Here is a 25,529-nt window from a genome sequence, read left to right as displayed (position 1 = left end):
GCATGGCAAAGGATAATAAAACAGAAAAGGCCACCCCGCAGAAGCGTAAGAAATCGCGTGAAGAAGGGAATATTGCCCGGAGTAAAGATTTAAATAATTTATTTTCCATACTTGTATTAGCAGTTGTCGTTTACTTTTTCGGAGATTGGCTCGGTTATGAGATTGCAAACTCTGTAGCAGTACTGTTTGATCAAATTGGAAAAAATACAGATTCAACTGAGTATTTTTATTTAATGGGGATTTTATTATTAAAAGTATCCGCGCCGATATTAATACTCGTATACGCTTTTCATTTATTTAATTATATGATTCAAGTCGGTTTCTTATTTTCTTCTAAAGTTATTAAGCCGAAAGCGTCGCGTATTAACCCCAAAAACTATTTTACGAGATTGTTTAGTCGTAAAAGTTTAGTAGATATTTTGAAATCACTATTTTATATGGGATTAATCGGCTACGTTGCTTACGTTCTCTTTAAAAAGAATTTAGAGAAAATCGTTAGTATGATTGGATTTAACTGGACTGCGTCACTTACTGAAATTATTAGGCAAATTAAATTTATCTTTTTAGCTATTTTAATTATATTAATCGTTCTTTCTATTATTGATTTTATTTATCAAAAATGGGAGTACGAACAAGATATTAAGATGAAAAAAGAAGAAGTAAAAAGAGAGCATAAAGATAATGAAGGGGACCCGCAAGTAAAGGGAAAGCGAAAAAACTTTATGCATGCCATCTTGCAAGGGACAATTGCGAAGAAGATGGATGGTGCAACGTTTATTGTAAACAATCCGACTCATATTTCGGTCGTACTTCGGTACAATAAACAGGTTGATTCGGCGCCAATTGTCGTTGCAAAAGGGGAAGATGAGCTCGCATTATACATACGAACGCTTGCCCGCGAACAAGAAATACCAATGGTGGAAAACCGTCCGCTTGCTCGTTCTTTATATTATCAAGTCGAGGAAGATGAGACGATTCCAGAAGATTTATACGTAGCTGTAATTGAAGTTATGCGTTATTTAATTCAAACGAATGAACTTGAAGTATAATAGCGCGGTTGGAGGAGATCTCTTGTGTTTAAGATAGATTCTGCAAGAACCTATTTTTCTATCTTTTTAGCAGCGTCATTCGTAGTGGCGCTCTTAATTCCACTTCCACCATTTATACTTGATATCGTTATCGTTTTTTTACTAAGTATGTCAGTGCTTATTTATATGCGAGCAACAAGTATTAACGAGTGGGATGAATTAAAGTCATTTCCGACGATGCTGTTATTAATCGGGATTTTCCGCGTATCGATTAACGTATCGACGACGCGAGCGATTTTGACAGACGGAAATGCGGGGCATGTTATTGAAGAGTTCGGTCAGTTTGTTATTGGCGGGAACTTATTAATTGGTATCGTTATTTTCATAGTATTAATCATATTCCAGTTTATCGTTGCAAACGGTGCATCTCGTACAGCTGAAGTTGCAGCTCGTTTTACACTTGATTCTTTACCCGGGAAACAAATGTCGATCGATGCTGATTTAAACCAGCGTATTATTACTGAAAAAGATGCACAGGCAAAACGAAAGAAATTAAATATGGAAACAGAGTTTTACGGAGCGATGGATGGTGCCGGAAAGTTCATTAAAGGGGACGTTATTTTCGGGATTGTCATTTTATTCGTAAACATTATTTTCGGTTTAATTGTCGGGATGATGCAGCAGGGCATGAGTTTTGCTGAAGCAGCTATTCACTATACACAGCTAACTGTCGGTGACGGAATCGTAAACCAAATCGGTTCGTTAATGCTTGCGATTTCAACAGGTATTATCGTAACACGTGTATTTGATGGTTCAGCGGATACGGTAACTGAAGGTATCTTTAAAGAGTTATTAGCACATGAAGTTGTTGTATATGCGCTTGGTGGTTTATTTATTGCGATGGGTATTTTCACTCCGCTACCATTTCTACCGTTTGCTCTTGTTGGTGGAACAATTATTTTCTTAGGAATTCGTAATAAAAACCGAATAAAGAAAGAAAAAGAAGACGAGCTTCAAAAAGAATTAGAAATGATTCAAGGCGAAGATGAACAACTGCAACAAGTGGAAGATTCATTCGGAGTATTTACAGATAAATATCCAATTATTGTAGAACTCGGTTTAGATTTAGCAGCACTTGTAAAGCAGAAGATTAACGGGGAAACAGCTCGTGATAAAGTTGTTCTTATGAGGAAGTCGATTATTACCGACCTTGGTATTAACGTTCCTGGCATTAACTTTAAAGATAATACGAGTTTTAGACCACGCGGACGTTACATTATTCGTATTAAAGGTGCGAAGGCAGCTGAAGGTGTTTTAAAATCAGGTTATTTATTAGCATTGAAAACACCAAATGTAATGGCCGATTTAGATGCAGAACCAGCGAAAGATCCAATTTTCGGTGAAGATGGATATTGGATTTTAGAGCATATGGTACAAGATGCACAAATGAAAGGCTATCAAGTATTAGAGCCGCTTAGCATATTAATTACACATTTAGATGTTGTCGTTAGACGTAATCTTCATGAGTTAATTCAGCGTCAACATGTAAAAGACTTAATTAACTCGCTTGAAAATGATAACGGTGTTTTATTAGAAGAGATTAAGAAGAAAGAAATTGACTTATCACTCGTTCAAAATGTTATTAAACAACTTTTAAAAGAGGGTATTTCTATTCGTGATTTACCAACCATTATTGAAGGTATTATTGACGGAAAAGAAATTTATCAAAACCACGTTGACGGTGTAACGTCATTCGTCCGTGAATGTATTTCAAAAGTGATTTGTGAAAATGCGAAAAATCCTGACGGTAAAATTTATGCGGCGCTCTTCTCAGATTCAATCGAGTTAGATGCGGATGTTGTAAATAATTCATACCAAGGTTACTTATTAAACTGGGATTTAGATTTAGAAACACGTGTTGTTGAACAAGTACAGCGTGTCTTTAAACAAGCTCGTTTAATGGGAAGAGAACCAGTATTACTAACGCGTAGAAAAGATTTCAGATTTGCGATTGTAAGACTTCTTGAGCGTTATCAAGTAGAAGCGCAAGTACTTTGTATTAGCGAATTAGCACCGGAAATTGTTGTAGATCAAATTGCCTATATTGAATAGTAGGGGGTGAAGTAATGGAAAGTACAGAAAAGAAAGAAGCGTTAATGCGAATAAAAGCAGCTTCGAAAAATGAATTGTATCGAAAGTTATTTGACCAATATGGTACAGATTATTATTACGTTGTCGATGAAAGTGTAAAACGAAATATCCCGTTTTTTTGGAAAAAGAATTATGAAATGTTAGTTGCTTTTCCAGAGGATAAACAGGAAGAAGTGAATGAAGGCACAGCTCAATTTCATGAACAACTAATGGATGTTGTAAACGATTCTTCAGAACAAATTGTAAAGGCGAACGGAATTCAATCGGTACTGCACAATTTAGAAAACGTGACGACTTCTATGTCATATGCGGCGATGCAAACAGGAAATAGTGAAGAATGGACAAGAAAGAAAGAGAAACTATTAAAGCTGTTTGAAAAAGGTATCGTGGTTGTGAAACAGACGGAAGAAACGAAAGTAGCGAAAGTAACAAAAAAGCAAAAAACTGTGAAAAAAGTTGTTCCGGTCAAGAAAGAAGAAGTGGTTGTAAAAAAAGAAAACCAAGAATCTGTACCGTTTATTATTCAAAAAGTAATTCGCATGCTAGAGCAAAACGATGTAGAACAATATTTCATTCATGCATATGCTGAGAAGTTAAAAGTGAAGTTTGAGAATGCAACGATGATTACAGAAGAAGAAGTGATCGGATACATATTGGAAGATATGAGATCTCATTTCAATACGGAAAACGTTTTTGAAAAAGAAGTGCAAACAATTGCATTAATCGGCCCAACTGGAGTTGGAAAAACGACGACTCTTGCGAAAATGGCATGGCAGTTTCACGGTAAGAAAAAAACGGTCGGTTTTATTACGACAGATCATTCGCGCATTGGAACAGTACAGCAACTGCAAGATTACGTAAAGACAATTGGATTTGAAGTAATCGCTGTACGTGATGAAGCTGCAATGACAAGAGCGCTTACGTATTTTAAAGAAGAAGCGCGCGTCGATTATATTTTAATTGATACAGCCGGAAAAAATTATCGTGCGTCAGAAACAGTAGAAGAAATGATTGAAACGATGGGACAAGTAGAGCCAGATTATATTTGTTTAACGTTATCAGCTTCGATGAAAAGTAAAGACATGATTGAAATCATTACGAATTTTAAAGATATTCATATTGATGGTATCGTATTTACGAAATTTGATGAAACAGCAAGTAGTGGTGAATTGTTGAAAATTCCAGCAGTATCATCAGCTCCAATTGTATTAATGACAGACGGACAAGACGTGAAGCAACATATACATATCGCTACAGCTGAACATTTAGCGAAACAAATGTTGCAAACATCATAGAAGAGAGGTGAAGGATAAGGCAACTGCCTTATTCAAACGATTATGAACGGTCTTTATATAGGTTCTATGGGTATGATGAATTACATGCAGCGCATTAATGTTCATTCGAATAACGTTGCAAATGCTCAAACGACAGGATTTAAAGCAGAAAATATGACTTCTAAAGTATTTGATGTACAAGACACATATCGCCGCGGAGATGGGGCTGTGACAAATATCGGTTCGACTGATTACGCTGTAGTACCAGCCGCAACGCATGTGAACTTAGTACAAGGAAATATACAAATGACAAATAGTGATACAGATTTCTTTTTAGATGACGGTACGGCCGGCACATCATCGTTTTTCGTTACATCTAAAAATAATGAAACGTTTTTAACGAGAGACGGTAGTTTTACATTAAATAGTGATCGTTATTTACAAACAACTTCAGGCGCTTTCGTAATGGGAGAGAATAATGAACGTATTCGTATTCCAGAAGGAGCAAAAGTAGCTGTACAAGCAGACGGTACGTTATATGATGCAGTAACACAAAATAATATTGCCCGCCTGCAAACAAAAACAGTAGGTGCAGAAGCGAATAATCGTCTCGTACAAAGAGAGAACAAAAGCTTTACACTAGCAGAAGGAAACATTGCTGATTTACCGAACGGAACAGGGACAGTAAAAAATCATATGCTAGAAAATTCAAATGTAGATATGACGAAAGAGATGGCTGATCTTATGACAGATCAAAAAATGATTTCAGCGTCACAACGTGTTATGACTTCATTTGATAAAATTTATGAAAAAGAAGCGAATGAAATATTGAGATAAGAGACTTCCCATAGCGGAAGTCTTTTTTTTATTATTGCTTTTATTACAGTTACATCATAAAATGATAATGATTATCAACATCGTTATTGTGAGGATAGAATTTCATAATGATAGCAATGTTTATTTAACTAAGTGAATTAAAAAAGGGGTAACTAACTGTTACGATTTATTTAACCAATTATAACCAAAGTTAATTAAATATATCAGCAAGCCCTGCTAGTCAAGTGATTGGCTAGTAGTGAGGGGTAACTGCGGGCAATCCCTAAAGCTGATTGAACTACAACGTGGCTAGAAATAGCGAGTGTGAATGTCGCGAAAGCAGAAAAAATCAATCAGATGGTGCAAGGTTAAATCCTAAACATTAGAATAATGGGTCTTCCGCCTCGAATCATCTAAGTCAAAATGGATAAGATGAACGTTCAACGACTATCTCGTATAACTGACGAGAGTACACCACAAGCCTATGGTGGTGGAAAATCCTCTATCTCTAAAGAGATAAACATATAGTCTGCGCTCATGTGAAAACATGAGAAGTTCATAAGAGAACTGGCTAAGGAATTGCGCCCTTAGTTGAACGAGATAAATTTTATTGAATCTATCAAACTTCATTGAATATATAGAACGTATGTGCTATGGTGGATTCAATGAGGTGAGAATAATAATGAAATTTTCACGAGTTAGTCAAGTATCGGAATTAACAGGTTTGTATCCTAGTAGTCTTAGGAGAATGCTGGTGGAGTACGCTACTATTCAGAAGAATAAATCTTTCATTATCTGAAAGGTGAGTGCCCGAATAATCGCACAGTAAAGGAGTAGGCTTCTGATGATATTGGCGAAGAAAGTCAGACTGATTCCAACGCCTGAACAAGAAAAAGTGCTTAGAAACCATGCTGGTGCTGCAAGATTCGCTTATAACTATTGTAAAAGAATGAGTGATAGATACTATAAGCTATTTGGAAAATCTGTTTCACAGTTAGCTTTACAGAAACGATTTACAAAGATCAAGAAGCGAAAGAGATATGAGTGGTTAAATGACATCAACGCACAAGTTCCCAAACAGGCTTCAAAAGATTTTGATAAGGCGAGGAAACATTCGTTCAAAAAGTACAGAAATGGTTCTCACACTTCTTATAAATCCAAAAAAGATTTAATCCAAGGATTTTATGCTAATTATGAAAGACTGATTATAGGAAAGAAAGTAGTTCATATTCAGTCCGTTGGAGAAGTGAAAACAAGCCAACAACTACCAAGAAACAAAAAGCCATCAAATCCAAGAGTTACCTTTGATGGTCGTCACTGGTGGATTAGTGTAGGGTTCCAAGAAGACTTTGCATCACAAGAACTAACCAATGAGTCGATTGGTGTGGATGTTGGTTTAAAAGAGCTGTTTGTAGCTTCTAATGGTACGAAAGAACGAAATATAAACAAAGATGCTAAGGTTAAAAAACTTTTGAAAAGGAAAAAGTCAGCGCAAAGAGATATGTCTAGGAGATTTAAAAAAGGTGTAAAAATTCAATCTGCCGGATATGAAAAAGCCAAAACTGAGCACCTGCGGTTATCTAGGAAAATTATGAATATCCGAAATAACCATATCCATCAAGCAACAGCTAAATTGGTGAAAACCAAACCAATGAGGATTGTTGTGGAAGACTTATCTATCTCAAACCTGTTAAAAAACAAAAAACTATCGAAAGCATTTTCATTTCAAAAATTAAACTTCTTCTTTCAATGTTTATCATACAAGTGCGAGAAGTATGGCATTGAGTATGTAAAAGCTGATAAATGGTTCGCCTCAAGCAAGATTTGCTCATGTTGCGGAGTAAAATACGACCATTCAGTTCAACCAGAAGGACAGTGGAGTTTAAAAATACGTGAGTGGTGTTGTGTTGGGTGCAATAGCCATCATGATAGGGATGTAAATGCTTCGATAAATTTATCAAGATGGGTAAAATAAATGCTTGATAATAGGAGGTAACGATACTGCCTCGTGTGGAGTGTTATACCCCTCGTCCCCTCGGGGTTGCGAGAACACGATGAAGCACTAATTTGTATAAATTTGATTGAATTGTATAGATTTAGTTAAGTTTATCGTATCGGAAGAGTATACAGGTTCTACTTTACGGGAGCATTTGGAGGAGAATCTATCAAATACGTTGCAACTAAAATAAGTGAAATAGTATGTAGAAAAAGCCTTCTGATGAAAGGCTTTTTATTTTTGGGTTAAATTTCAGAATTATCAATTGACTTTGTAGGTCTGTTTTTTTATATTAGTAGGTATACTAATAACTACTAATATATATGTATCGTTTTGAGATGAGAGTTATATAGAATGTGAGGGATTACCGTTGGATGAAATAATAAAGGAATTACAAAAGTTAGGTTTTTCCCAGTACGAATGTAAAGCGTATATTGGATTATTAAAACATTCCCCAGTAACTGGGTATGAAGTGAGTAAACAGACAGGAGTACCTCGTTCGATGATTTATGAAGTGCTCGGTAAATTGATGGATAAAGGAGCAGTGCATATCGTTCCTACTGAACCAGTGAAATATGTACCAGTACCAGCTACGGAACTAATGGATCGAATGCGAAAAGATTTTGAAAAGTCCTTTGAATTTTTAGACCGGAAATTAAATTGTTTAGAACAAGAGAGACAAATAGATGTAATTTCGCATATTCGCTCCAATGATCGTGTTGTAAAAGAAATATGCAATATAATTAATAGGGCAAAGGACGAGTTATGGATTTCTGTATGGGAAGATCAAGTGCATGAAATTGAGCCATATATTCGTCAAAAGGAAGAGGAAGGTGTACATATATTTTCAATCTTATTTGGCGCTCCAAATACAAAAATAGGCGCGACGTTTCACCATAATTATATGACGCCCCACGTTGTTGAAAAGAGAATGGGTGGTCATTTAACTGTTATTGCTCGTGATGGAGAGGAAGTATTAATTGCGAACTTTTCAAATGATAGTACCTCATGGGCCGTAACAACGTATGACCCAGCTTTAGTGCTCGTTGCTACAGAGTATGTGCGGCACGATATTATGGTCGAAGAAATTACGAAGGAATTTGGGGCTGATAAGTTAGATACGTTGTGGCGTGAAAATATAGATTTAGTTCATGTCGTAACAGGAAAAAGAGCGATGGAAAGAATGGAGGATGATATGGATGAGTAAGGCTCAGGCACATGTAGCTTTGCAGAGCGATGATACATTTCAGCAAGGAGTAAAAGATTGTTTACCAACTGTATTTGGTTATTTAAGCATCGGTATAGCAGCTGGTGTAATTGCAAAAACAGCAGGTTTCTCCATCATTGAAATTGCATTTATGTCCACTTTAATTTATGCAGGTTCTGCCCAATTTATATTAGCTGGTATGTATGTAGCCGGTGCTCCTGCTTCAGCAATCATTTTCACCGTCTTTTTTGTTAATTTACGCCACCTTCTAATGAGTGCTGCGCTTGCACCATACTTTACGAAACTTCCGCTATTAAAAAACGTATTTATCGGTTCTCAAATTACAGATGAAACGTTCGGCGTTGCAGTGCAGCATGCAGCGCAAAAAGGATATGTAGGCGACAGGTGGATGATGGGCTTAAATGTAACAGCATATTTAAATTGGATTCTTGCTACTATTATTGGCGGGCTGTTTGGTGAGTGGATACCAGATCCACATACGTACGGGATGGATTATGCATTACCAGCAATGTTTATCGGATTATTTGTACTTCAGCTCATAAGTAGTAAACCGAAACTAGCAATTCATCTTACTGTTGCAATTGTAGCGATTATGATCGCATACGTTTCACACTTATTTATGCCAGATAGTATAGCGGTTATTATCGCAACATTACTAGCTGCGACGATTGGAGTTGTGATTGAAAAATGGAAATGAGATTAGACGTACTATTACTTTTACTAGCAGCTGGAGCTGTCACACTCGTGCCACGTATTTTACCTTTACTCGTATTTAGCAAACTACAAATTCCAGACTGGGGTTTAAAATGGCTAAATTACATACCAATTGCGATATTAGCAGCACTTTTAGCACAAGTACTATTTATGCATGAGACGATACAGTGGGATTACCTTATCGCAGCAATCCCAACATTTCTTGTTGCAATATATACTCGTAGTTTATTAGGTACAGTATTAACGGGAGTGATTGTGATTATTTTGTTACGTTTCTTTTTCTAAAAAGGATTACACTCATATAATAGCGAAAAGTGTAATAACATGAAAAATATAGGGGTGGTGTTATGATACTTTTAACGATAGGAGCAATTTTGTTAACGTTGTTTATTTTCTTTATTATCGGCTTTATTACGTTTATGATGTTTGTTGATAAGGCGACACCTCAAATATATTATACACCTTGTGAATCAGTGACAGTGAAAGATAAAGGTAAAAATAAAAGGAAGAAAAGTTGAATGTTGGCTTTTCTTCCTTTTGTTTTATCTGATTTTTCTGTATAATTTAAGTTAGTTATACAACTAACTTAAAAGGAGGTCGTAGAAGTGGCAAAACCGAATGTTGTTAATAAAGAGAAGTTATTAGAAGCAGCAAAAGCAATTATTGCAGAGCAAGGGATGGAAAAGTTGACATTAAAAGCAGTTGCAGAAAGTGCTCAAGTTACACAAGGTACCGTATATTATCATTTTAAAACGAAGGATCAATTATTACTTGAAGTAACTGAATCGTTTTGTAAAGCATCGTGGGAACAAATAGGAAAGGATGTACAGTTAGAGAAGGCTTTAAAGTCCGCGGAAAGTAGATGTGTGAAAGATTCAATGTATCATCATTTGTTCTTTCAATTAGTAGCAAGTGGATTACAAAATGATGCGATGAAAGATAAAATTGGTGGATTGTTACATTATGAAAATCAAAAATTAAAAGGCGTGTTAAATAAAAAAATAGGAGATACAATGACATCTCAAATTTCAACGGAAACATGGAGCGTTTTATGTAATGCATTAATTGACGGATTGGCATTGCAAGCATTATTCAATCCATCTTTTTCTACAGACAAAGTATATGGTGATTTGTATATGCTCTTGGAAAAGCTTACAGTGCTACAAAAGGGAGGTAATGTCAGTGGATAATAGACTTTGGCTCACCATTTTATTTTCGATTGGCGTTTGGTTTTTTGCTTCAGCATTTTTCATTATTTTTGGTTCTTCCATTTTATTAGAATATACTTCAAATAGATTTTTTCTACAATTGACGTTTCTTGAATTAGGAACGGCTATAGCTTTATACTTTGTAATGTGGTTATACAAAAAACTAGATACTACAAAATATGCAGTTATTAAGTTAGGTATATGCGGTACAGCAATCGGTTTAATTTTAGATACTTACATTTTATATAATTCTTCTAATCTATTCTCACAATTCTCCTCACAGCAAATTATATCATTTACCATTTGGATGGTTATTGCTTATGCTTTATATTTACTAATCCCTTTCGCCATGGAACGAAAAAAGTTGTTGTAAAGAGGTATGTTATCCTCTTTACAACAATTACATCCCCGACAGAAGTAACAACAATAACCCAAATAAAAAACTAATAAAGGAAAGAAAACCGATACATATCGAGAACACACGATTATTTCTCCATTCGCGCCAGAAAACGATAAGCCCTAACATACAAAGGGAAAACCAAATCGGCAAGAATATAAACTTGCTAACTTTCTCTGGGAGTAACGAATAAAAAGATGTTACATATAAAATCCAATTTGTGGAAAATAAAACGAAAACGATAATAGATTGTAAGTAGGGGCGGTTGGAAAACTCCCCCTTTTTTATAGTTACAATAATGATAGTTAGTGCTGAGAAAAAGGCAATGAATATGAAAATAAGTAAGAATAATGTAAGCGTCATTTATAGCTCCTTTATAAAAGTGTTTTTTACAAGAAATGCATCTATTACATTGTATGCTTGCTTTGTAGAGTGCTCGTTATATTTTTCTGTGTACGGATTTAGAAATCCATGTTCACCGTGTAGTTGTTTTATTTCTAATAAAGGATTTTTTTGTTGCTGCAACGATTGAATGAAAGAGGATACTGAAAAACTAGCTTCTTTTTCAGGGAAAATAAGTAAGGTAGCACATGTTGGTTTTATATGAATATAGTCACGTATACGGGAACCGTAACAGCCGATAATAAAATCTATTTTCGGATTGTTACTGCATAGCCAGGAGATGGTAGCGCCAACACTAAATCCGATAAGTCCAATATGTGTATAATTACTTGAAAGAGTATTGATGAATTCTTTAATTTGTTCTTTTCCATCATCAAATCCAATATTATTTACAAAATGTTGATATGCTTTTTCTTCATCACTATAATGAAATGCATGTTGCGATTGTAGAAGATTAGGACAGAATACATCTATATGAGATGAAGTGAAGTGTTGGGTAACGTGATGCATATGGTCGTTCACACCATATATTTCATGAACAATAACGAGAGCTAATTTTTTCTTCATCGTTACAATGTACCTCTATGAAACTTAAATTCTTTTTCAACAAGGCAGATACGCAGGTGGAAGTTTTCATACCATTGCTCACGACCTCTTTTTTTCGCTTCTTTATGTAAGGCGTTCTGTTTCCAATTGTCAATTGCCGCAAGTGATTCCCAATAAGAAATTGTGATTCCGAGTCCCGAATGATTTCGTGCACTTTCTACACCTAAAAATCCAGGTTGCTGCTTTGCAAGTTCCTCCATTTTTTCAGAGGCGGTACTATAATCTGTCGTATCATTTGATAAATGAGAAGTGAATATAACTGCATAATAATGATTGTTTTTTTCTAAAGCAGATTTCATTATCTTTCCCCCTTAATATATAGTGCGAATAATTCATTTATAGTTTGTATTTTAGCAGGTTAAAAAAAGAAAAGAAGTAGAAGATTCTTATTTTTTTAGTTGTTGTAAAACAAGGGGGTATAGAGAATTTATATGAAAGTAAGAAAAATGCCACTTCAAAATCGAAGCGGCATTTTTTATATTTCCTCTAAGCTATTAACGGGGACCGTTAATTCGCGGTCTGGATTTTTAACTTCATATATGCGGGCGGTTTCGTTGTTTTCATCGACGTGTTGAATTGTAACAGGCATGCCTTGAAAACTGACATTTGCTTGTTCAGATGAAACAGAAAGCTCTTTTGCACGTTGAATATTCATTTATATTCCTCCCATCATTATTATCTTTGCTAAAAAAGAGGAATAATATACCATTTCGAGACATTCTTAAAGTTTTTGTATTATTTGTAATGTTTCTTTAATAAATGAAGAGAAAATAGAATCCGGATACGATTGTATCATTTCATTTGCTTTTGTTGCTTCTTCAAGAGCTCTTTTTTTATCATTCAGTTTAACGTAACAAAGTGCACGATATGCACCTGCTGTTGTAAGCCACGATTGATCCAATGGATGGTTCATATAATCCGGTATAATGCCACGTTGTAATGCTTCTAAAGCTTCCTCGTAACGTTTTAATCCGTATAAAGATTTTCCTTTTTCAAGATAATACAATCCGTCGTCTTGAAAAATGGGCTGATCTTTTAGTTTTTCTCGATATTGTTCTAGATGTTTTAATGCGATTGTATATTCATTAGTAATCGTGTTGTAGTAATAGGCTTTTAAAATATTAGTCATCGCAATGGATAGAGTATCTTCTGTAAAAATGGCAAATTGCTCAGATTTCTTTATGTAATATAAATAACGCTCTTTATCAACTGTAATGACTTTTTGATAAGATAAAATCCGGTAAAATACATCTGTTTTATAATACACTTGATGTTTTTTTGAAAATGTGAGTGTCTCTAATATCGTTTCTTCACATTTTTCATAATCGCCACATGCCAGTAATATGATGGCTTCATATAAACATAAATCAATATGTATAATAAGATCCATTTCTAAATGTTTCTCTTCATAATCATTTCTAATATTAGATATAAGTTGTAAACATTCTGCATACTTTTTACGTGTGAATATCGCAAAAGATAATTTTAATTTTGTTTCCGTACTGTCTCGGTATAACTTATATTTTTCGAAAATAGAAACAGCTTTTTCTACGTAAGATTCAATGTTGTAATCTTTCATAATCACCGCAGCAGTTACGAATTGTTTGTATATACGAGCCGTATTTAAAGTAGAAGGGAGCTCTTTTTGAACGATAGGTAGTAAAGTCTCGTACACTTCATCACATTTGTTTTTCTTTATGAGTTGCTCCATTTTTGTAATGAGTTCCACAATTTCTCCATCATCATCTTCTAATAAAAAACTCGCTTCACATTCAAGCTTTTCAGCGATGTATTGTAATGTTTTCATGGAAGGGGTAGCTTTTCCATTTTCAATTTGACTAAGCATACTTTTTGTAAGTTCCGAACCTGCCAGTTCTGTTTGTGTAAGTTTTTTTTCTTTACGTAACGCTTTAATTTTTTCACCGAGAGTTGCCATATTATTGCTCCTTTATAATTAAAAAGTTAAATTGTATTTAACTTTTTGTTGTAAAAATTGGAAAGTTGATTATATAATAAGTTTAACACAATTTAACTTTTAAGGGGAGAAAGTCATTATGGGAGATATAAGTATAGGAGAAAATGATTCAAGAATGAAAGTTGCAACGAGAAATATTATTTTGATGATGATTGGAAAGATGACGTCTTTATTAGGGGCAGGTATTTATACATTCGCAATGGGGCTATACGTATTAAAGACAACTGGTTCAGGGATGGGGTTTGCTATTACGCTCGTTTGCGGATCACTACCAAGGATGATCTGTGGTCCGATTGCAGGTGCTGTAGCTGATCGTGTGAATCGAAAATGGCTTGTCATTGGCACTGATTTATTAAGTAGTTTAACGATGCTTATTATGTTTATTCTTGCTACTATATTTGGACCGTCACTTCTTTTTATCTATATTTCAGCGGCATTATTATCAATTTGTGCAAGTTTTTATTCTGTTGCATTAACTTCGTCTATTCCTAATTTAGTAGATGCGGGGCGTATTCAAAAAGCGAGTGCTTTAAATCAAACGGCAGCTTCTTTATCAAATATTTTAGGGCCGATTATTGGTGGAGTTGTATTTGGTTTCTTTTCCATTAAGTCGTTCTTTTTGTTAAATAGTATTACGTTCTTTTTAGCAGTTATTTTGCAATTATTTATTGTATTTGATTTATACAAAAAAGAAGTGGCTGAGAGTAAAGAGCGTTTCTTGACGAGTATAAAAGAAGGATTTTCATATGTAAAACGACAGCATGAAATATATGGTTTAATGAAAATAGCATTGTGGGTAAACTTTTTTGCGTGTGGGCTAACCGTAGCACTTCCATATATTATCGTCCATACATTGCATCTATCTTCAAAGCAACTCGGTACTGTAGAGGGAATGTTAGCAGTCGGGATGTTAATGGGTGCGATTGCTTTATCGGTGCGTAAAGAAGTGAATAATCCGTTTCGTTCTATTTATACTGGGCTGTTTTTGTTTGCGGGTTTAAGTTTATGTACAGTCTTCCCATTGGTAGTTACCATTTCAAAAGGGGCAAGTTTTATTTACTATATTGCTTTTATGATGTTAACGGGTATAGCAATTATGATTGTAAATATTCCGATGCAAGTACATATGCAAAAAACGACAGATCCGAGCTACTTAGGGCGTGTGTTTGGCCTACTTGAAACAATTGCTACTGCAATCGCACCACTCGGTATGATTGTATATGGATTATTATTAGATATGTTGCCAACTAGCATTGTTATGATGACGATAGGCGGGGGGTTATTGTTAGTTGTATTAGTTGGAGTAAAGCAACATATGGCGAAAAAACAAGTAGATATGTCTGCTTAAAAATAAGAAAATAATAAAAATTTGACTTATCATCATGGAAATGACCAAATTAGTATTTTAGTTTTTGAAACTCTTTTTCATGTATGTTACAGTATAGTGAGCAGACAAAGAAAAGGAGAAAACATCATGAAAAAATTAAGTTTTGTTATGCTTTTTCTGTTAGCCGTAATGGCTGGATGTAGTAATTATGGCACGTATATTGATACAGGTATGCAATCATTGAAAGATGAAAAATATAGTGATGCAACGATGTGGTTTGAAAAAGCGGAAAAAGAGAAAACAGGAAATGAAGCGAAGGCATATAAAGAAGTCGCTCAGTTATTGGAGCGCGGAGCTACATCATTAAAAGATGGTAAGTATTTAGAGACGAAAGATATTGCAAATGAGGTATTACAAAAGAAAAAAGACGATGCACTTGAAAAAGCTGTGACATCAAATGCAGAGGATATGCTTCAAAAAGCAAAAGATGTGGAAAAGAAAGTAAATGAAAGAGTGGCAAAGCGGAGAAAAGTAGAAGAAGAAGGAATCGATAAACTCATTAAAGCGGTCGATAGTATAGATGACGTGAAAGAAAAAGAGAAGAAAGTTTCAGAAGCATTAGATAAGGCTGAAGAGGCGCAGGCAAAAGTTGAAGCGAAGAAAAATAAATAGAGTTATAGTTTGAAAGGCTGTCGTGCATAACGACAGCCTTTTAATTTTTTGCGGCATAAGAAGTGATGCTATGTAGTAAAAAAGAAATAATTTTAGAATTCCATCTGTCCTCATGATGAATCGTATAAATGTTACGTTGAAATTCAAATCCAGGGATAGGTATGTAGCATAGTTCATGTCGTTGTATTTCTTGTTCGATAGCGAGTTTAGAAATAAAAGCAATTCCATTACCGTATTTTAAAATTTGTTTCATCGTTTCTAATGAATCTAATTCAATTTCAGATTGGAACGTAATGTTATGTGCTAACGTCCATTGTGTAAGTAAATCTCTCGTTGTAGATGGATTACGATGCAATAATATACGTTCCCTCTCGATATCTTGTAGTGATACATTTTCTTTTTTTGAAAAATGATGTTCTTTGGAGAAAGCAAGAACAAGTGTATCAGGCATTACATTCGTCTGTTTTAAAAGGGATTCATCAAACGGTGCTGCAGAAATTACCCCGAGGTCAATTTCATGATTTTGTAGCATCGTTCTAATTTCAGGAGCTGTTTTTACCATGAGTGTTATTTTTATATTTGGAAATTCGCATTGAAATTGGTGAATCATTTCTGGTAAAAGATAAGTCGCTGGTACATAACTAGCGCCAATTGTTATAGCACCTTTATGAAAATCTTTAAACTCTTGCGTGACCCGCCTAGCTTCTTTCATAAGTGCATCTATTTTACAAGCATAATGATGCAATGCCTCACCAGCCTCTGTTAAGAAATATCTCCCGGATCGTAACTCAAATAAAGGTACACCAAGTTCCTCTTCTAAGCTTTTTATATGGAATGTAATAGTAGGTTGTTTAACACCAAGTTTTTCTGCAACAAGTGTAAGTTTTTTATATTTCTTAATAAGCACTACAATTTCTAATTTTAAGAGATTCATGGCAAGTTGCTCCTTTTTCTTCTAACTATAGAAAAAATCTATAGAAATAAATAGTTTATTAGAAGTTTTTTAATTTAATCTTTACAGTACATTAACATTCAGTATAAATCTTCCATATAGAATGAAAGCAGGTTAAGAGTAAGGGGAGAGAGGTGATACGATGGATATTAAAATTCATGGATTAGAAAAGAACTTTGGAAAAACACAGGCGTTGAAACCATTACAAATTGTTATGAAACAAGGCGAATTCACCACACTTTTAGGACCTTCGGGATGCGGGAAAACGACTTTACTTAGAATGATTGCAGGACTTGAAGAGCCAGATAAAGGTGAAATATATTTTGGGGATAAGTGCATGTATTCTGGTGCAAAAAAAATAAAAACATCTCCTCATGAACGTAATATCGGTATGGTATTTCAAGATTTTGCTTTATGGCCGCATATGACAGTGTTTGAAAATGTTGCATTTGGTTTAAGAGCTACAAAGCAAACGAATCAATTGCGGGAAAAAGTAGAAGATGCAATAAAGAGAGTTCGCTTGCAAGGGATGGAGAAAAGATATCCGCATGAACTCTCTGGTGGACAGCAGCAACGTGTCGCATTTGCTCGAGCAATTGTAACAAAACCGCATTTTATTTTGTTTGATGAACCGCTGAGTGCACTCGATGCAATTTTGCGAGAAGAAATGCGATTAGAGCTTATGGACATCGTTCATTCAATTGGTTTAACGGCATTGTATGTCACGCACGATCAAACAGAAGCAATGTCAATGTCAGATCAAATTATTGTCATGAAACAAGGAGAAGTATTACAAAAAGGAACACCAGAAGACATTTATGTGAAGCCATCTCATGAATTTGTTGCAAAATTTGTTGGTAAGGCAAATTGGCTTGTAGAGGGTAAACAAATGATTCGTCCAGAGCATGTGAGCTGGACGAAAAATGAAGTTTGCGAAATGTATACAGGTGAAATTCAGCACGTTACATATGTAGGAGAACGGTATGAAATGAAAGTAAACATGGGTGCACTTGGAATATGGACAGTTTATCACAATAGTAAATTAAGCATCGGTAAACCAGTATCGTTATATGTGCCAAAAAAATGTATTCATCATATAGGGGGAGAATCGTATGAAGAGATTCAGTTCGCTTAAGTCTTTATTTGTATGTACGTTATTATTTTCTGCTGTAGTAACAGGGTGTAGTTCAAAGACAGGTAATGCAGATGCAAAAAGTAAAAATACGAATGAAAAGAAAATTGTTGTATATAGTGCAGGACCAAAAGGATTAGCAGAAAAGATTCAAAAGGACTTTGAAAAGAAAACAGGTATAAAAGTAGAAATGTTTCAAGGAACAACAGGTAAGATTTTAGCGAGAATGGAAGCTGAAAAGAAAAATCCAGTCGTTGATGTAGTCGTACTTGCATCATTACCAGCGATGGAAGGATTAAAAAAGGATGGGCAAACGTTAGCTTATAAAGAAGCGAAACAAGCTGATAAGCTTCGTTCTGAATGGTCGGACGATAAAGGAAATTATTTCGGATATAGTGCTTCAGCGTTAGGAATTGTGTATAACACAAAAAATGTGAAGACAGCGCCTGAAGATTGGAGCGATATAACAAAAGGGGAATGGAAAGGAAAAGTGAATCTTCCAGATCCAGCACTATCAGGCTCAGCATTAGACTTTGTAACAGGATATGTGAAAAAGAATGAGAAAGATGGATGGAATTTATTTGAACAGCTTAAGAAAAATGAAGTTACAGTAGCAGGTGCAAACCAAGAAGCGTTAGATCCAGTAGTAACAGGTGCGAAAGACATGGTAATTGCGGGTGTTGATTATATGACGTACAGCGCAAAAGCAAAGGGTGAACCGGTTGATATTGTCTATCCAAAAAGCGGAACAGTTATTAGCCCGCGTGCAGCAGGTATTATGAAGGATAGTAAAAATGTAGAAGGTGCAAAAGAGTTTATTGATTATTTATTATCAGATGATGTGCAAAAACAAGTTGCTAAAGCGTATTTATTACCAGGCAGAACAGATATAAAAGCAGAAAATAGACCGAATGTAGAAGAGATTCCGGTATTAAATATTGATTGGAAAACAGTTGAGAAAGAACAAGATGAAATAGGAAAACAATTTAAGAAAGTATTTCAATAAGATGGTGATTACATGGTAAATCGATTCGTATCAGTAAGACAAGTTGGAATGACGGTAGCGTTATTACTTGTGGCGATGTTAATCGTCATTCCGCTTTTCCTCATTTTATTTTCTAGCGTATATGAAAATAGTAGTTGGAATTTTTTAAAGCCTTTTGAAGTGATGCAGAGTGGTGGATTAGCTGGGATTTTTCTAAACTCGATGCTTCTAGGTGTACTCGTAGTAATAGGAGCAACCGTATTTGCATTTCCATTGGCGTTCATTATGAGCAAAACAGATGTTGGAAAGTATAGTAAATTGGATATTATTTTTATGATTCCATTTATGACTCCGCCGTATATTGGATCGATGGGCTGGATTTTGTTCATGCAACCGAACGGCTATTTCGAACAGTTTTTCCCGATGCTAAAGACGATTTCATCTTCGTTTTTTAGTTTAGGAGGTATGGTTTTAATTATGAGTCTGCATTTATTCCCATTTCTTTACTTTATGTTGAAAAACACGTTACTTCAAATTGGAAGTAGTAAAGAAGAGGCTGCAGCGGTTCATGGTGGAGGATTTTTCTATCGTTTACGAAAAATAATATTGCCGTTATTAGTATCAAGTTATGTAATGGGTGCTTTACTCATTTTCGTAAAGACGATTGCTGAATTTGGAACACCAGCTACATTCGGAAGAAGAATAGGATTTCATGTGTTAACATCAGAGATTCATAAATTTATTTCGAGTTGGCCGATTGATTTTAGTAGTGCAACAGCATTATCTTCTTTATTACTTAGTGCGTGTATGCTCATTTGGTATATGCAAAATGTATTAAATCGAAAGTATTCATATGCAATGGTTAGTGGAAAAGGTGTGAAATCTAAAAGGTATACATTGTCTATATTTACACGTGTTGTGGCATGGGGCTATGTAATTGGTTTATTAATCGTATCAATTGGAATCCCATACTTTTCTATACTGATTGCTTCATTATCAAAATTAAGAGGCGGCGGCTTGCAGTTAAATAACTTTACAACAAGCCATTATGAAGCGTTGTTTACAATTGGCTCTCCAGGATTAGAAGCTTTATGGAACAGTTTTTTCTTTTCACTTATAACAGCGATTATTGCTGTAATGATTGGGGTCTTTTTGGCGCTTATGATCCGAAAGGGGAAAAAGTCCTCTGAAAAATGGCTTGATATGTGCGGTATGTTACCGAATATGGTACCAGGAATCGTGATGGTTGTAGGGCTGATTTTATTTTGGAATTCACCCTATATGCCCATGTCAATTTACAATACACCAGTCATGGTTATCGTGACGTACGTTGTTCTTTTTTTACCTTATACGGTGCAGTATGTAAAAGCATCGCTCGGGCAAATTGATGATTCTCTTGTACAGGCAGGAAGTATTTTTTCTGGAAATTATATTTATATTTTTAGAAAAATAATATTACCTCTTATTATCCCGGGCATTCTTGCTGGGTGGGCGATGACATTTACAATCTCGATAAGAGAGTTAGTAGCATCCCTTCTCGTACTGCCTCCATCAGTAGAAACTTCAGCAACATTTATTTTTGCTCAATTTGAACAAGGAGAAGTATCTATTGGAATGGCAATGGCTGTCGTTTCAGTTGGACTTACAACAATATGTTTATTACTTCTGCAACATATGGAGCAAAAACGAAAAGGGGTAGCATGATGAGGATAGAAGTATGGGGAGGAGCGGGAGAATACGGTCGTTCCTGCTACTTCGTAAAAAATAAAGAGACGAAAATAGTATTTGATTGTGGTATTAATCGATCATATGAAGATAGTTATCCGAGAATAGAGAGGGAAATTGTACCATTTTTAGATGCAGTATTTTTATCACATATTCATGAAGATCATACGATGGGTTTACCATTATTAGCGAAGTATGGATATAAGAAAAAAATTTGGACGACTCGTTATACGAAGGAGCAACTTCCCGCTTATTATAAAAAATGGAGAAACTATAATTTAACGCAAGGATGGAATGTACCTTATAACGACCAAAATGTTAAAGATTTAAATTATGTATATATTGATGAGATTAGTAATCCGAATGAATGGGTACAGATTACTCCTACATTACGGTTTCAATGGGGGTATAGTGGACATGTATTAGGGGCTGTTTGGTTTTTAGTGGATATGAGTCATACATATGTATTTTATTCTGGCGACTATTCAGCAGAGTCTAACATACTCCGAGCCAATTTACCTGAGAAATTGCGCGGCGATATAAAAGTTGCAATCGTAGATGCCGCTTATCATACTGAGGATGTTTCGCAACATGAAAGAGTAAACGAACTGTGTGCAGAAATTGAACGAGTTGCGCAAAATAAAGGAATAGCATTACTACCATTGCCACCGCTTGGTAGGGCGCAAGATATCGTATTGTATTTATATGAAAAATATAAAGAACTTCCCATTATAGTAGATCAAGAAATTTTGGATGGATTTGAGGAGATGTTCGTATATAAAGATTGGATCAAAAATAATGAAGAAATTGAACGGGTGCTGGAGAGTTTAAAAAGAAACATAATCGTTATGGATCATGACATCGGTACGCAAAATAGTTATGGAATAGTTGTAATGAGTGATGCGAATATGCAAACGAAACGAGCGCAGTTATATTATGAACAACTGCGATATGAAGAACGAAATTCCATTATATTTACTGGACATATTGCTAAAGGGAGTTTTGCATACAAAGTTTTGAAAGAACGTGTAGGTAAAGAATGTAGGGTGAAGCGAGTTCCATATAAAGTTCACCAAAGTATAAGAGATGTGAAAGAGATGTTAAATACATTATTACCAGAACATACGCTGTTAGTACACGCTTTGAAAGAGGATACGGATCGTTTGCAGGAAAAGCTTAGCATAGCAGGGTATGAAAATGTGTATTCACTTACTATGGAGCGTATAGAAGTCATTTAAAATGTAAAGGAGATAGGTATATGAAAAAAGTATTTGTATTCGTAAGCATTTTCTTTTGTTGTTTCCTTTATAACATTAAGGAAGGGTTTGCTGCCAGTCCAATGACACCTAGTTTTGAAGTGAAGTTATTATTAAAACCAGAACAAGTATTAGGTTATAACAAAGAGATAAATCAAGAGGTACTAGAATATTTCCAGGCTGGTACAAATTATGAAAGAATACAAGTGCAATTTTTAGATACGGTAAATAAAAATTTAAGTAAGGAAGGTTGGTTTGCTAGAATTCGAAAGAAAGAATTTAGTAAAGATTTTGAGCTAACATATAAAAAAAGATATCCTATTCCAAACGGTGTAATTCAAGATGCACTAGAAGTAGCTAAAAATGATGGATTTGATAGTAAAACCGATAACTATGATGCGGAAATAGATTGGGGATTTGAGAAGAAAACGTTAAGTATTTCAAATAAGAAAAGCTACAGTGCTAAAGGATATGGAGTACTTGATTTACCAAACGAACGAGCTGCTCAAAACATGTTAATAGAAAAGTTGCCAGGGAAAATGAACAAATGGTTGTATACGAATTGGGGAGAAGAAATGCTCAAAAATTCTCGTATTTATGGCCCTGTATTAATGAAAAGGTATACAGCTGAATTTGAAAATATTAAAACGAATATTGAAGTTTGGCCACTAAGTAATACAGGGAAAATAGAAGATGATTTCGTAATAGAAGTGTCGTTTAAAACAAATGAGGAAAGTATTGCAACAAAACAAAGAGAATTATTAATGAAGAGTTTAGAACAAAAAGGATGGCTGTTACCGAAAGATAGTTTGAAGACTGAGCTTATTTTTCAGTGAATAGTAAAAAGGAATCCATATTCCATGGATTCCTTTTTCTAATATATGAGTATTAAGCTAAATCAGCTGACACGAACATATCATTATTTTGAAGGTTTTTAGAGCGTAAACTATAAGCAACTACTTTCTTTTTATGTTGCTTTACAACATCAACATGCTCTTCATGACTATAAATGTAAAAGATAAAATCTTTTTTACCACGTTTTGCATTGATAATTAAAGGCGTGCCCTCATTGTGTGGTGGTGCATAATAGCGATCTAAAAATAAACCTTCGTTAAAATCATGAATAATTTTGGATTTTTGTTCGCCTTCTAAGTTATTTCCATTGATTGTAACAGTCGAATTCTCTTCTTCAAGTTGTGGATGTGTTTCGTACTTGCTAATAATGGATTCAATAACAGAGTTGGGAAGGCTAGAAACGATAATTTTAAATGCCCCAAATACAACTAACATTACAATAAACCAAGTCGTCATAGTATATCATCCCCTTTATTCTATTTAATAATATAACTCATATGGTAATAGTACATAAGGTGAAGTTTTGTATAATTTGTGAAAAATATGCCATTTTTACGAACGAAATATTAGAAAAATCAATTTTGTTACAAAAAGTTGAAATCGAAGTATTTTAAAAGAAAAAGGTTTATAATAAAAATATAACTAATAACCACATTACTAATTATAAGGAAGTGTAACTATGAGTACTGTAGCAATCGTATATGGTATTATTCTTTCCACAATTATTGTTTTGTTTTTTGTTGGGGTTTCACGTTATATTCATAAATGGAAAGAAGGCGTTGCGAAATTAAATCACATTGAAGAAGAACTTAGTGATTTAATGTTACATCATGGTAAGTAAAAAGTTTATTTTTTAACTAAACAATGTGAAGAATATCACAAAACATGCTCTCATCATGAAGGCATGTTTTTTTGTTATGTGAATGATTAGGCACATTCATACATTTTTTCCATACGATACAGTGTGAAACTAGAAATGTTCGGAGTGGAAAAGAGGGATAAAATGAGTAGTTCAGGTTATGTTCCAGATAATAAAAATTTAAAGAAAAGTTCAGGAACTCCAAACCTTTTCTTTGATTCGAGAAAAAACATCTTTTTTAAAAGAGATGAGAAAAACGTTGCCTATGAAGTTACGTCAACGCAGTTACCAGCAATGATCGGTGGAGCGTTTGTCGATTTATTTATGACAAAAGGGCACATGCGGGAACCACATTGGCATCCGAATGCGTGGGAATTAGATGTTGTTGTATCAGGAGAAGCAGTTACATCCATTTTAAATCCGGAAACGAATCAATTGCAAAATTATCATGTAAAAGCGGGGCAAACTGTCTTTATTCCAATGGGATGGTGGCATTGGATCACAGCGGTAACAGAAGAAGTACAATTACATTTGTTCTTCAATAACGATCAGTTTGAAACAGCAGAAGGATCAGACATACTTAGATTAACACCGCCAGAAGTATTTCAAGCTGCATACGGTGTAAGTGCGGAAAAATTAGGGAAGGACCTTTCGCAAATTAAGGAGTCAGTTGTCATTGGTCCTCCTAACTCCAATCGATTAAAAGGTGCTAAAGAAAGTGGCGACTCAAATATAGTCGTTACGTTAAATGGACAAATAACATCATGTGAAATAGAGTAACTCTTTCTTTTTTAGGAAGAGTTACTCTGTTTTGTATAATTTTGTAATTAGATTCGTTATAATTATATAGTAGGGAACTTAGTAAAGGGGGGCATATTGTGAACATATTAAAGATTATAGGAATTATTGCAGGAGTCATTATAGTAGCCGTTATAGCTTTCTTTGTTATTATGAAGTACTATTTGTCAAAAGAAGATCCGAATTACGTATTAAAGTACATAAAAGAACATAAAGACGATGAAACATGTTCATTATTTATTAAAAGAAATGGAGAAGTAATAACTTCTATAAATGAAAATAAAAAATTGCCATTAGCGAGTATGGCAAAAATCGTAATAGCAGTTGAATTTGCTAAGCAAGTGTCAGAAGGAAAGATAAGCCGAGATGAACAAATTTCATTGCAGGAGCTAGATAAATATTACGTTAAAAACACTGACGGTGGAGCGCACCCTGACTGGTTAGAAGATGTTAAAGCGAGAGAATTAGTGAAAAATGGACAGATAGCTTTAGAAGAAGTCGCTAAAGGAATGATTCATTATAGTTCTAATGCAAATACAACATATTTGTTAGAAAAGCTTGGAATAGAAAGAGTAAATGAAAGTATAAAAGAGTTAGAGCTTACTAGTCATGATAAGTTCTCTTCGTATACTGCTTCACTATATATGAGAGGGTATGTAGAAAAAGAGCTTCATGAACCAGAAAATCAATCGTTAGAAAAGATACGTAACATGTCAAAGGATGAGTATAATCAACATGTGTTACAAATCCATGAATGGATGCAAGACGAAGAAGAATGGAAAAAACGGGATATCCCATTAAAGGTAGATATGGAATTTCAGCGAATTTGGTCAGATCGATTAGTGGGTGCAAACGCTAAAGATTATATGAGTATAATGGAAAAAATAAATAGTAGAAAGTATTTTCCAAAATCAATGCAAGAAGAAATCGAGAACATTTTCAAAGGAACAGTTAAAAATAGTAAGTTCGAATATGCTGGTCAAAAAGGTGGTTCTACCGCATTTGTATTGACAAAAAGCTTGTATACTACAGATAAGAAAGGGAATAAAGTAGAAGTTGTCATTATGTTTAACGATATAGAAGATCAAGTTGCATATCAAAAGCTGAGAAATAATATAAATTATTTTATTCAAGATGCTATAGTGGATGAAGAGTTTAGAAGGGAATTATAAT

The 25,529-nt window shown here is 34.6% G+C and carries 29 protein-coding genes; 22 read left to right on the top strand and 7 right to left on the bottom strand.

From position 1 onward, the window contains the following. The first annotated feature begins 2 nt into the window (after positions 1 to 2). From flhB to ACUN0F_RS25060, 11 genes are all read left to right on the top strand, one after another. Positions 3 to 1,049, top strand: coding sequence for a flagellar type III secretion system protein FlhB (flhB, locus tag ACUN0F_RS25110; protein ID WP_098639739.1), 1,047 nt, complete (start codon positions 3 to 5; stop codon positions 1,047 to 1,049). Positions 1,050 to 1,073: 24 nt separating this feature from the next. After that, positions 1,074 to 3,140: a flagellar biosynthesis protein FlhA gene (gene flhA / locus ACUN0F_RS25105; RefSeq protein ID WP_064476528.1), complete on the top strand. Its 2,067-nt coding sequence runs from the start codon at positions 1,074 to 1,076 to the stop codon at positions 3,138 to 3,140. A gap of 14 nt (positions 3,141 to 3,154) precedes the next feature. Further along, on the top strand, positions 3,155 to 4,474 hold the full coding sequence (gene flhF / locus ACUN0F_RS25100; protein ID WP_088610291.1) for a flagellar biosynthesis protein FlhF: 1,320 nt from the start codon (positions 3,155 to 3,157) through the stop codon (positions 4,472 to 4,474). A gap of 42 nt (positions 4,475 to 4,516) precedes the next feature. After that, complete coding sequence (locus ACUN0F_RS25095) at positions 4,517 to 5,290, top strand: flagellar basal-body rod protein FlgG (protein ID WP_088610292.1); 774 nt, start codon at positions 4,517 to 4,519, stop codon at positions 5,288 to 5,290. Between the two features lie 823 nt (positions 5,291 to 6,113). Next, complete coding sequence (locus ACUN0F_RS25090; protein ID WP_426933788.1) at positions 6,114 to 7,244, top strand: RNA-guided endonuclease InsQ/TnpB family protein; 1,131 nt, start codon at positions 6,114 to 6,116, stop codon at positions 7,242 to 7,244. Positions 7,245 to 7,635: 391 nt separating this feature from the next. After that, complete coding sequence (locus tag ACUN0F_RS25085) at positions 7,636 to 8,472, top strand: TrmB family transcriptional regulator (protein ID WP_088610059.1); 837 nt, start codon at positions 7,636 to 7,638, stop codon at positions 8,470 to 8,472. Then, positions 8,465 to 9,190, top strand: a complete 726-nt coding sequence (locus ACUN0F_RS25080; protein WP_445540383.1) for an AzlC family ABC transporter permease — start codon at positions 8,465 to 8,467, stop codon at positions 9,188 to 9,190. Before ACUN0F_RS25085 ends, ACUN0F_RS25080 begins: the two co-directional genes overlap by 8 nt. Then, positions 9,181 to 9,492 (top strand): AzlD domain-containing protein, encoded by a 312-nt coding sequence (locus ACUN0F_RS25075; protein WP_017672964.1) that lies wholly within the window; start codon positions 9,181 to 9,183, stop codon positions 9,490 to 9,492. The genes ACUN0F_RS25080 and ACUN0F_RS25075 overlap by 10 nt, the downstream gene beginning before the upstream one ends. Positions 9,493 to 9,554: 62 nt before the next feature. Further along, positions 9,555 to 9,725: a DUF3951 domain-containing protein gene (locus tag ACUN0F_RS25070; RefSeq protein ID WP_060489754.1), complete on the top strand. Its 171-nt coding sequence runs from the start codon at positions 9,555 to 9,557 to the stop codon at positions 9,723 to 9,725. Between the two features lie 87 nt (positions 9,726 to 9,812). After that, a complete protein-coding gene (locus ACUN0F_RS25065) occupies positions 9,813 to 10,397 on the top strand; it encodes a TetR/AcrR family transcriptional regulator (RefSeq protein ID WP_097889314.1) in 585 nt (194 codons plus the stop codon). Then, entirely contained in the window at positions 10,390 to 10,788 is a 399-nt protein-coding gene (locus ACUN0F_RS25060; protein WP_141542714.1) for a DUF5367 family protein, read from the top strand. Before ACUN0F_RS25065 ends, ACUN0F_RS25060 begins: the two co-directional genes overlap by 8 nt. A 27-nt stretch (positions 10,789 to 10,815) precedes the next feature. On the opposite strand, the gene ACUN0F_RS25055 is transcribed toward ACUN0F_RS25060, so the two are convergent. The 5 genes from ACUN0F_RS25055 to ACUN0F_RS25035 all read right to left on the bottom strand — a co-directional run bounded on the left by ACUN0F_RS25055 (position 10,816) and on the right by ACUN0F_RS25035 (position 13,756). Next, positions 10,816 to 11,175 (bottom strand): hypothetical protein, encoded by a 360-nt coding sequence (locus ACUN0F_RS25055; protein ID WP_097889316.1) that lies wholly within the window; start codon positions 11,173 to 11,175, stop codon positions 10,816 to 10,818. Next, positions 11,176 to 11,781, bottom strand: coding sequence for a dienelactone hydrolase family protein (locus tag ACUN0F_RS25050; RefSeq protein ID WP_097889317.1), 606 nt, complete (start codon positions 11,779 to 11,781; stop codon positions 11,176 to 11,178). A 2-nt stretch (positions 11,782 to 11,783) separates the two neighbouring features. Continuing rightward, on the bottom strand, positions 11,784 to 12,119 hold the full coding sequence (locus ACUN0F_RS25045) for an antibiotic biosynthesis monooxygenase family protein (protein WP_097889318.1): 336 nt from the start codon (positions 12,117 to 12,119) through the stop codon (positions 11,784 to 11,786). A 176-nt stretch (positions 12,120 to 12,295) separates the two neighbouring features. After that, on the bottom strand, positions 12,296 to 12,475 hold the full coding sequence (locus tag ACUN0F_RS25040; RefSeq protein WP_097889319.1) for an H-type small acid-soluble spore protein: 180 nt from the start codon (positions 12,473 to 12,475) through the stop codon (positions 12,296 to 12,298). 66 nt (positions 12,476 to 12,541) lie between these two features. Then, positions 12,542 to 13,756 carry a helix-turn-helix domain-containing protein gene (locus ACUN0F_RS25035; protein ID WP_088062925.1) on the bottom strand — a complete coding sequence of 405 codons (1,215 nt, stop codon included), beginning with the start codon at positions 13,754 to 13,756 and terminating at the stop codon, positions 12,542 to 12,544. Between the two features lie 118 nt (positions 13,757 to 13,874). Between ACUN0F_RS25035 and ACUN0F_RS25030 the strand changes: the two genes are divergently transcribed. Both ACUN0F_RS25030 and ACUN0F_RS25025 read left to right on the top strand, forming a co-directional pair. Then, a complete protein-coding gene (locus ACUN0F_RS25030; protein WP_088062926.1) occupies positions 13,875 to 15,143 on the top strand; it encodes an MFS transporter in 1,269 nt (422 codons plus the stop codon). A 126-nt stretch (positions 15,144 to 15,269) separates the two neighbouring features. Then, on the top strand, positions 15,270 to 15,794 hold the full coding sequence (locus ACUN0F_RS25025; protein ID WP_088610065.1) for a DUF4398 domain-containing protein: 525 nt from the start codon (positions 15,270 to 15,272) through the stop codon (positions 15,792 to 15,794). A gap of 40 nt (positions 15,795 to 15,834) precedes the next feature. On the opposite strand, the gene ACUN0F_RS25020 is transcribed toward ACUN0F_RS25025, so the two are convergent. After that, entirely contained in the window at positions 15,835 to 16,728 is an 894-nt protein-coding gene (locus tag ACUN0F_RS25020; protein ID WP_097889321.1) for a LysR family transcriptional regulator, read from the bottom strand. Positions 16,729 to 16,888: 160 nt separating this feature from the next. Between ACUN0F_RS25020 and ACUN0F_RS25015 the strand changes: the two genes are divergently transcribed. Genes ACUN0F_RS25015 through ACUN0F_RS24995 form a run of 5 tightly spaced genes read left to right on the top strand, consistent with a single transcriptional unit; the run spans position 16,889 to position 22,680 of the window. Then, the gene (locus tag ACUN0F_RS25015) at positions 16,889 to 17,881 is read left to right on the top strand and encodes an ABC transporter ATP-binding protein (RefSeq protein WP_088062929.1); all 993 of its coding nucleotides are present in this window, start codon (positions 16,889 to 16,891) and stop codon (positions 17,879 to 17,881) included. After that, positions 17,859 to 18,884, top strand: coding sequence for an extracellular solute-binding protein (locus ACUN0F_RS25010; RefSeq protein ID WP_445540382.1), 1,026 nt, complete (start codon positions 17,859 to 17,861; stop codon positions 18,882 to 18,884). Before ACUN0F_RS25015 ends, ACUN0F_RS25010 begins: the two co-directional genes overlap by 23 nt. Before the next feature lie 12 nt (positions 18,885 to 18,896). Beyond that, complete coding sequence (locus ACUN0F_RS25005; protein ID WP_445540381.1) at positions 18,897 to 20,567, top strand: ABC transporter permease; 1,671 nt, start codon at positions 18,897 to 18,899, stop codon at positions 20,565 to 20,567. Further along, a complete protein-coding gene (locus tag ACUN0F_RS25000) occupies positions 20,564 to 21,826 on the top strand; it encodes an MBL fold metallo-hydrolase (RefSeq protein WP_445540380.1) in 1,263 nt (420 codons plus the stop codon). The genes ACUN0F_RS25005 and ACUN0F_RS25000 overlap by 4 nt, the downstream gene beginning before the upstream one ends. A gap of 20 nt (positions 21,827 to 21,846) precedes the next feature. Then, positions 21,847 to 22,680 (top strand): hypothetical protein, encoded by an 834-nt coding sequence (locus ACUN0F_RS24995; RefSeq protein WP_445540379.1) that lies wholly within the window; start codon positions 21,847 to 21,849, stop codon positions 22,678 to 22,680. 52 nt (positions 22,681 to 22,732) lie between these two features. Here the strand turns inward: ACUN0F_RS24995 and ACUN0F_RS24990 are convergent, their stop codons facing one another. Further along, entirely contained in the window at positions 22,733 to 23,155 is a 423-nt protein-coding gene (locus ACUN0F_RS24990) for a YfmQ family protein (RefSeq protein ID WP_000214575.1), read from the bottom strand. A 41-nt stretch (positions 23,156 to 23,196) separates the two neighbouring features. Here ACUN0F_RS24990 and ACUN0F_RS24985 point away from each other — a divergent pair, with 41 nt between their 5' ends. The 4 genes from ACUN0F_RS24985 to ACUN0F_RS24970 all read left to right on the top strand — a co-directional run bounded on the left by ACUN0F_RS24985 (position 23,197) and on the right by ACUN0F_RS24970 (position 25,528). Continuing rightward, a complete protein-coding gene (locus tag ACUN0F_RS24985) occupies positions 23,197 to 23,313 on the top strand; it encodes a multidrug transporter MatE (protein WP_080377814.1) in 117 nt (38 codons plus the stop codon). Between the two features lie 65 nt (positions 23,314 to 23,378). Then, positions 23,379 to 23,540: a hypothetical protein gene (locus tag ACUN0F_RS24980; protein ID WP_000108701.1), complete on the top strand. Its 162-nt coding sequence runs from the start codon at positions 23,379 to 23,381 to the stop codon at positions 23,538 to 23,540. A gap of 162 nt (positions 23,541 to 23,702) precedes the next feature. Beyond that, complete coding sequence (locus tag ACUN0F_RS24975) at positions 23,703 to 24,338, top strand: cupin domain-containing protein (protein ID WP_046955133.1); 636 nt, start codon at positions 23,703 to 23,705, stop codon at positions 24,336 to 24,338. A 98-nt stretch (positions 24,339 to 24,436) separates the two neighbouring features. Beyond that, complete coding sequence (locus tag ACUN0F_RS24970; protein ID WP_193671515.1) at positions 24,437 to 25,528, top strand: serine hydrolase; 1,092 nt, start codon at positions 24,437 to 24,439, stop codon at positions 25,526 to 25,528. The last annotated feature ends 1 nt before the right edge of the window (position 25,529 follow it).

The sequence above is a fragment of the Bacillus sp. 1A genome (assembly GCF_052682215.1).
The sequence above is the reverse complement of the archived record's forward strand: the minus strand, read 5'-3'. Positions and strand labels throughout refer to the sequence as shown.

What these genes read in the sequence shown, in the direction of transcription:
- ACUN0F_RS25010 (WP_445540382.1), top strand. Translation starts at nt 17,859, where the DNA reads ATGAAGAGATTCAGTTCGCTTAAGTCTTTATTTGTATGTACGTTATTA.
- ACUN0F_RS24980 (WP_000108701.1), top strand. Translation starts at nt 23,379, where the DNA reads ATGAGTACTGTAGCAATCGTATATGGTATTATTCTTTCCACAATTATT.
- flhB (WP_098639739.1), top strand. Translation starts at nt 3, where the DNA reads ATGGCAAAGGATAATAAAACAGAAAAGGCCACCCCGCAGAAGCGTAAG.
- ACUN0F_RS24995 (WP_445540379.1), top strand. Translation starts at nt 21,847, where the DNA reads ATGAAAAAAGTATTTGTATTCGTAAGCATTTTCTTTTGTTGTTTCCTT.
- ACUN0F_RS25090 (WP_426933788.1), top strand. Translation starts at nt 6,114, where the DNA reads ATGATATTGGCGAAGAAAGTCAGACTGATTCCAACGCCTGAACAAGAA.
- ACUN0F_RS25080 (WP_445540383.1), top strand. Translation starts at nt 8,465, where the DNA reads ATGAGTAAGGCTCAGGCACATGTAGCTTTGCAGAGCGATGATACATTT.
- ACUN0F_RS25040 (WP_097889319.1), bottom strand. Translation starts at nt 12,475, where the DNA reads ATGAATATTCAACGTGCAAAAGAGCTTTCTGTTTCATCTGAACAAGCA.
- ACUN0F_RS25020 (WP_097889321.1), bottom strand. Translation starts at nt 16,728, where the DNA reads ATGAATCTCTTAAAATTAGAAATTGTAGTGCTTATTAAGAAATATAAA.
- ACUN0F_RS25035 (WP_088062925.1), bottom strand. Translation starts at nt 13,756, where the DNA reads ATGGCAACTCTCGGTGAAAAAATTAAAGCGTTACGTAAAGAAAAAAAA.
- ACUN0F_RS24975 (WP_046955133.1), top strand. Translation starts at nt 23,703, where the DNA reads ATGAGTAGTTCAGGTTATGTTCCAGATAATAAAAATTTAAAGAAAAGT.
- ACUN0F_RS25075 (WP_017672964.1), top strand. Translation starts at nt 9,181, where the DNA reads ATGGAAATGAGATTAGACGTACTATTACTTTTACTAGCAGCTGGAGCT.
- ACUN0F_RS25055 (WP_097889316.1), bottom strand. Translation starts at nt 11,175, where the DNA reads ATGACGCTTACATTATTCTTACTTATTTTCATATTCATTGCCTTTTTC.
- ACUN0F_RS25095 (WP_088610292.1), top strand. Translation starts at nt 4,517, where the DNA reads ATGAACGGTCTTTATATAGGTTCTATGGGTATGATGAATTACATGCAG.
- ACUN0F_RS25025 (WP_088610065.1), top strand. Translation starts at nt 15,270, where the DNA reads ATGAAAAAATTAAGTTTTGTTATGCTTTTTCTGTTAGCCGTAATGGCT.
- ACUN0F_RS25070 (WP_060489754.1), top strand. Translation starts at nt 9,555, where the DNA reads ATGATACTTTTAACGATAGGAGCAATTTTGTTAACGTTGTTTATTTTC.
- ACUN0F_RS25015 (WP_088062929.1), top strand. Translation starts at nt 16,889, where the DNA reads ATGGATATTAAAATTCATGGATTAGAAAAGAACTTTGGAAAAACACAG.
- ACUN0F_RS24990 (WP_000214575.1), bottom strand. Translation starts at nt 23,155, where the DNA reads ATGACGACTTGGTTTATTGTAATGTTAGTTGTATTTGGGGCATTTAAA.
- ACUN0F_RS25045 (WP_097889318.1), bottom strand. Translation starts at nt 12,119, where the DNA reads ATGAAATCTGCTTTAGAAAAAAACAATCATTATTATGCAGTTATATTC.
- ACUN0F_RS25030 (WP_088062926.1), top strand. Translation starts at nt 13,875, where the DNA reads ATGGGAGATATAAGTATAGGAGAAAATGATTCAAGAATGAAAGTTGCA.
- ACUN0F_RS25050 (WP_097889317.1), bottom strand. Translation starts at nt 11,781, where the DNA reads ATGAAGAAAAAATTAGCTCTCGTTATTGTTCATGAAATATATGGTGTG.
- flhF (WP_088610291.1), top strand. Translation starts at nt 3,155, where the DNA reads ATGGAAAGTACAGAAAAGAAAGAAGCGTTAATGCGAATAAAAGCAGCT.
- ACUN0F_RS25000 (WP_445540380.1), top strand. Translation starts at nt 20,564, where the DNA reads ATGATGAGGATAGAAGTATGGGGAGGAGCGGGAGAATACGGTCGTTCC.
- ACUN0F_RS25005 (WP_445540381.1), top strand. Translation starts at nt 18,897, where the DNA reads ATGGTAAATCGATTCGTATCAGTAAGACAAGTTGGAATGACGGTAGCG.
- ACUN0F_RS24985 (WP_080377814.1), top strand. Translation starts at nt 23,197, where the DNA reads ATGGTAATAGTACATAAGGTGAAGTTTTGTATAATTTGTGAAAAATAT.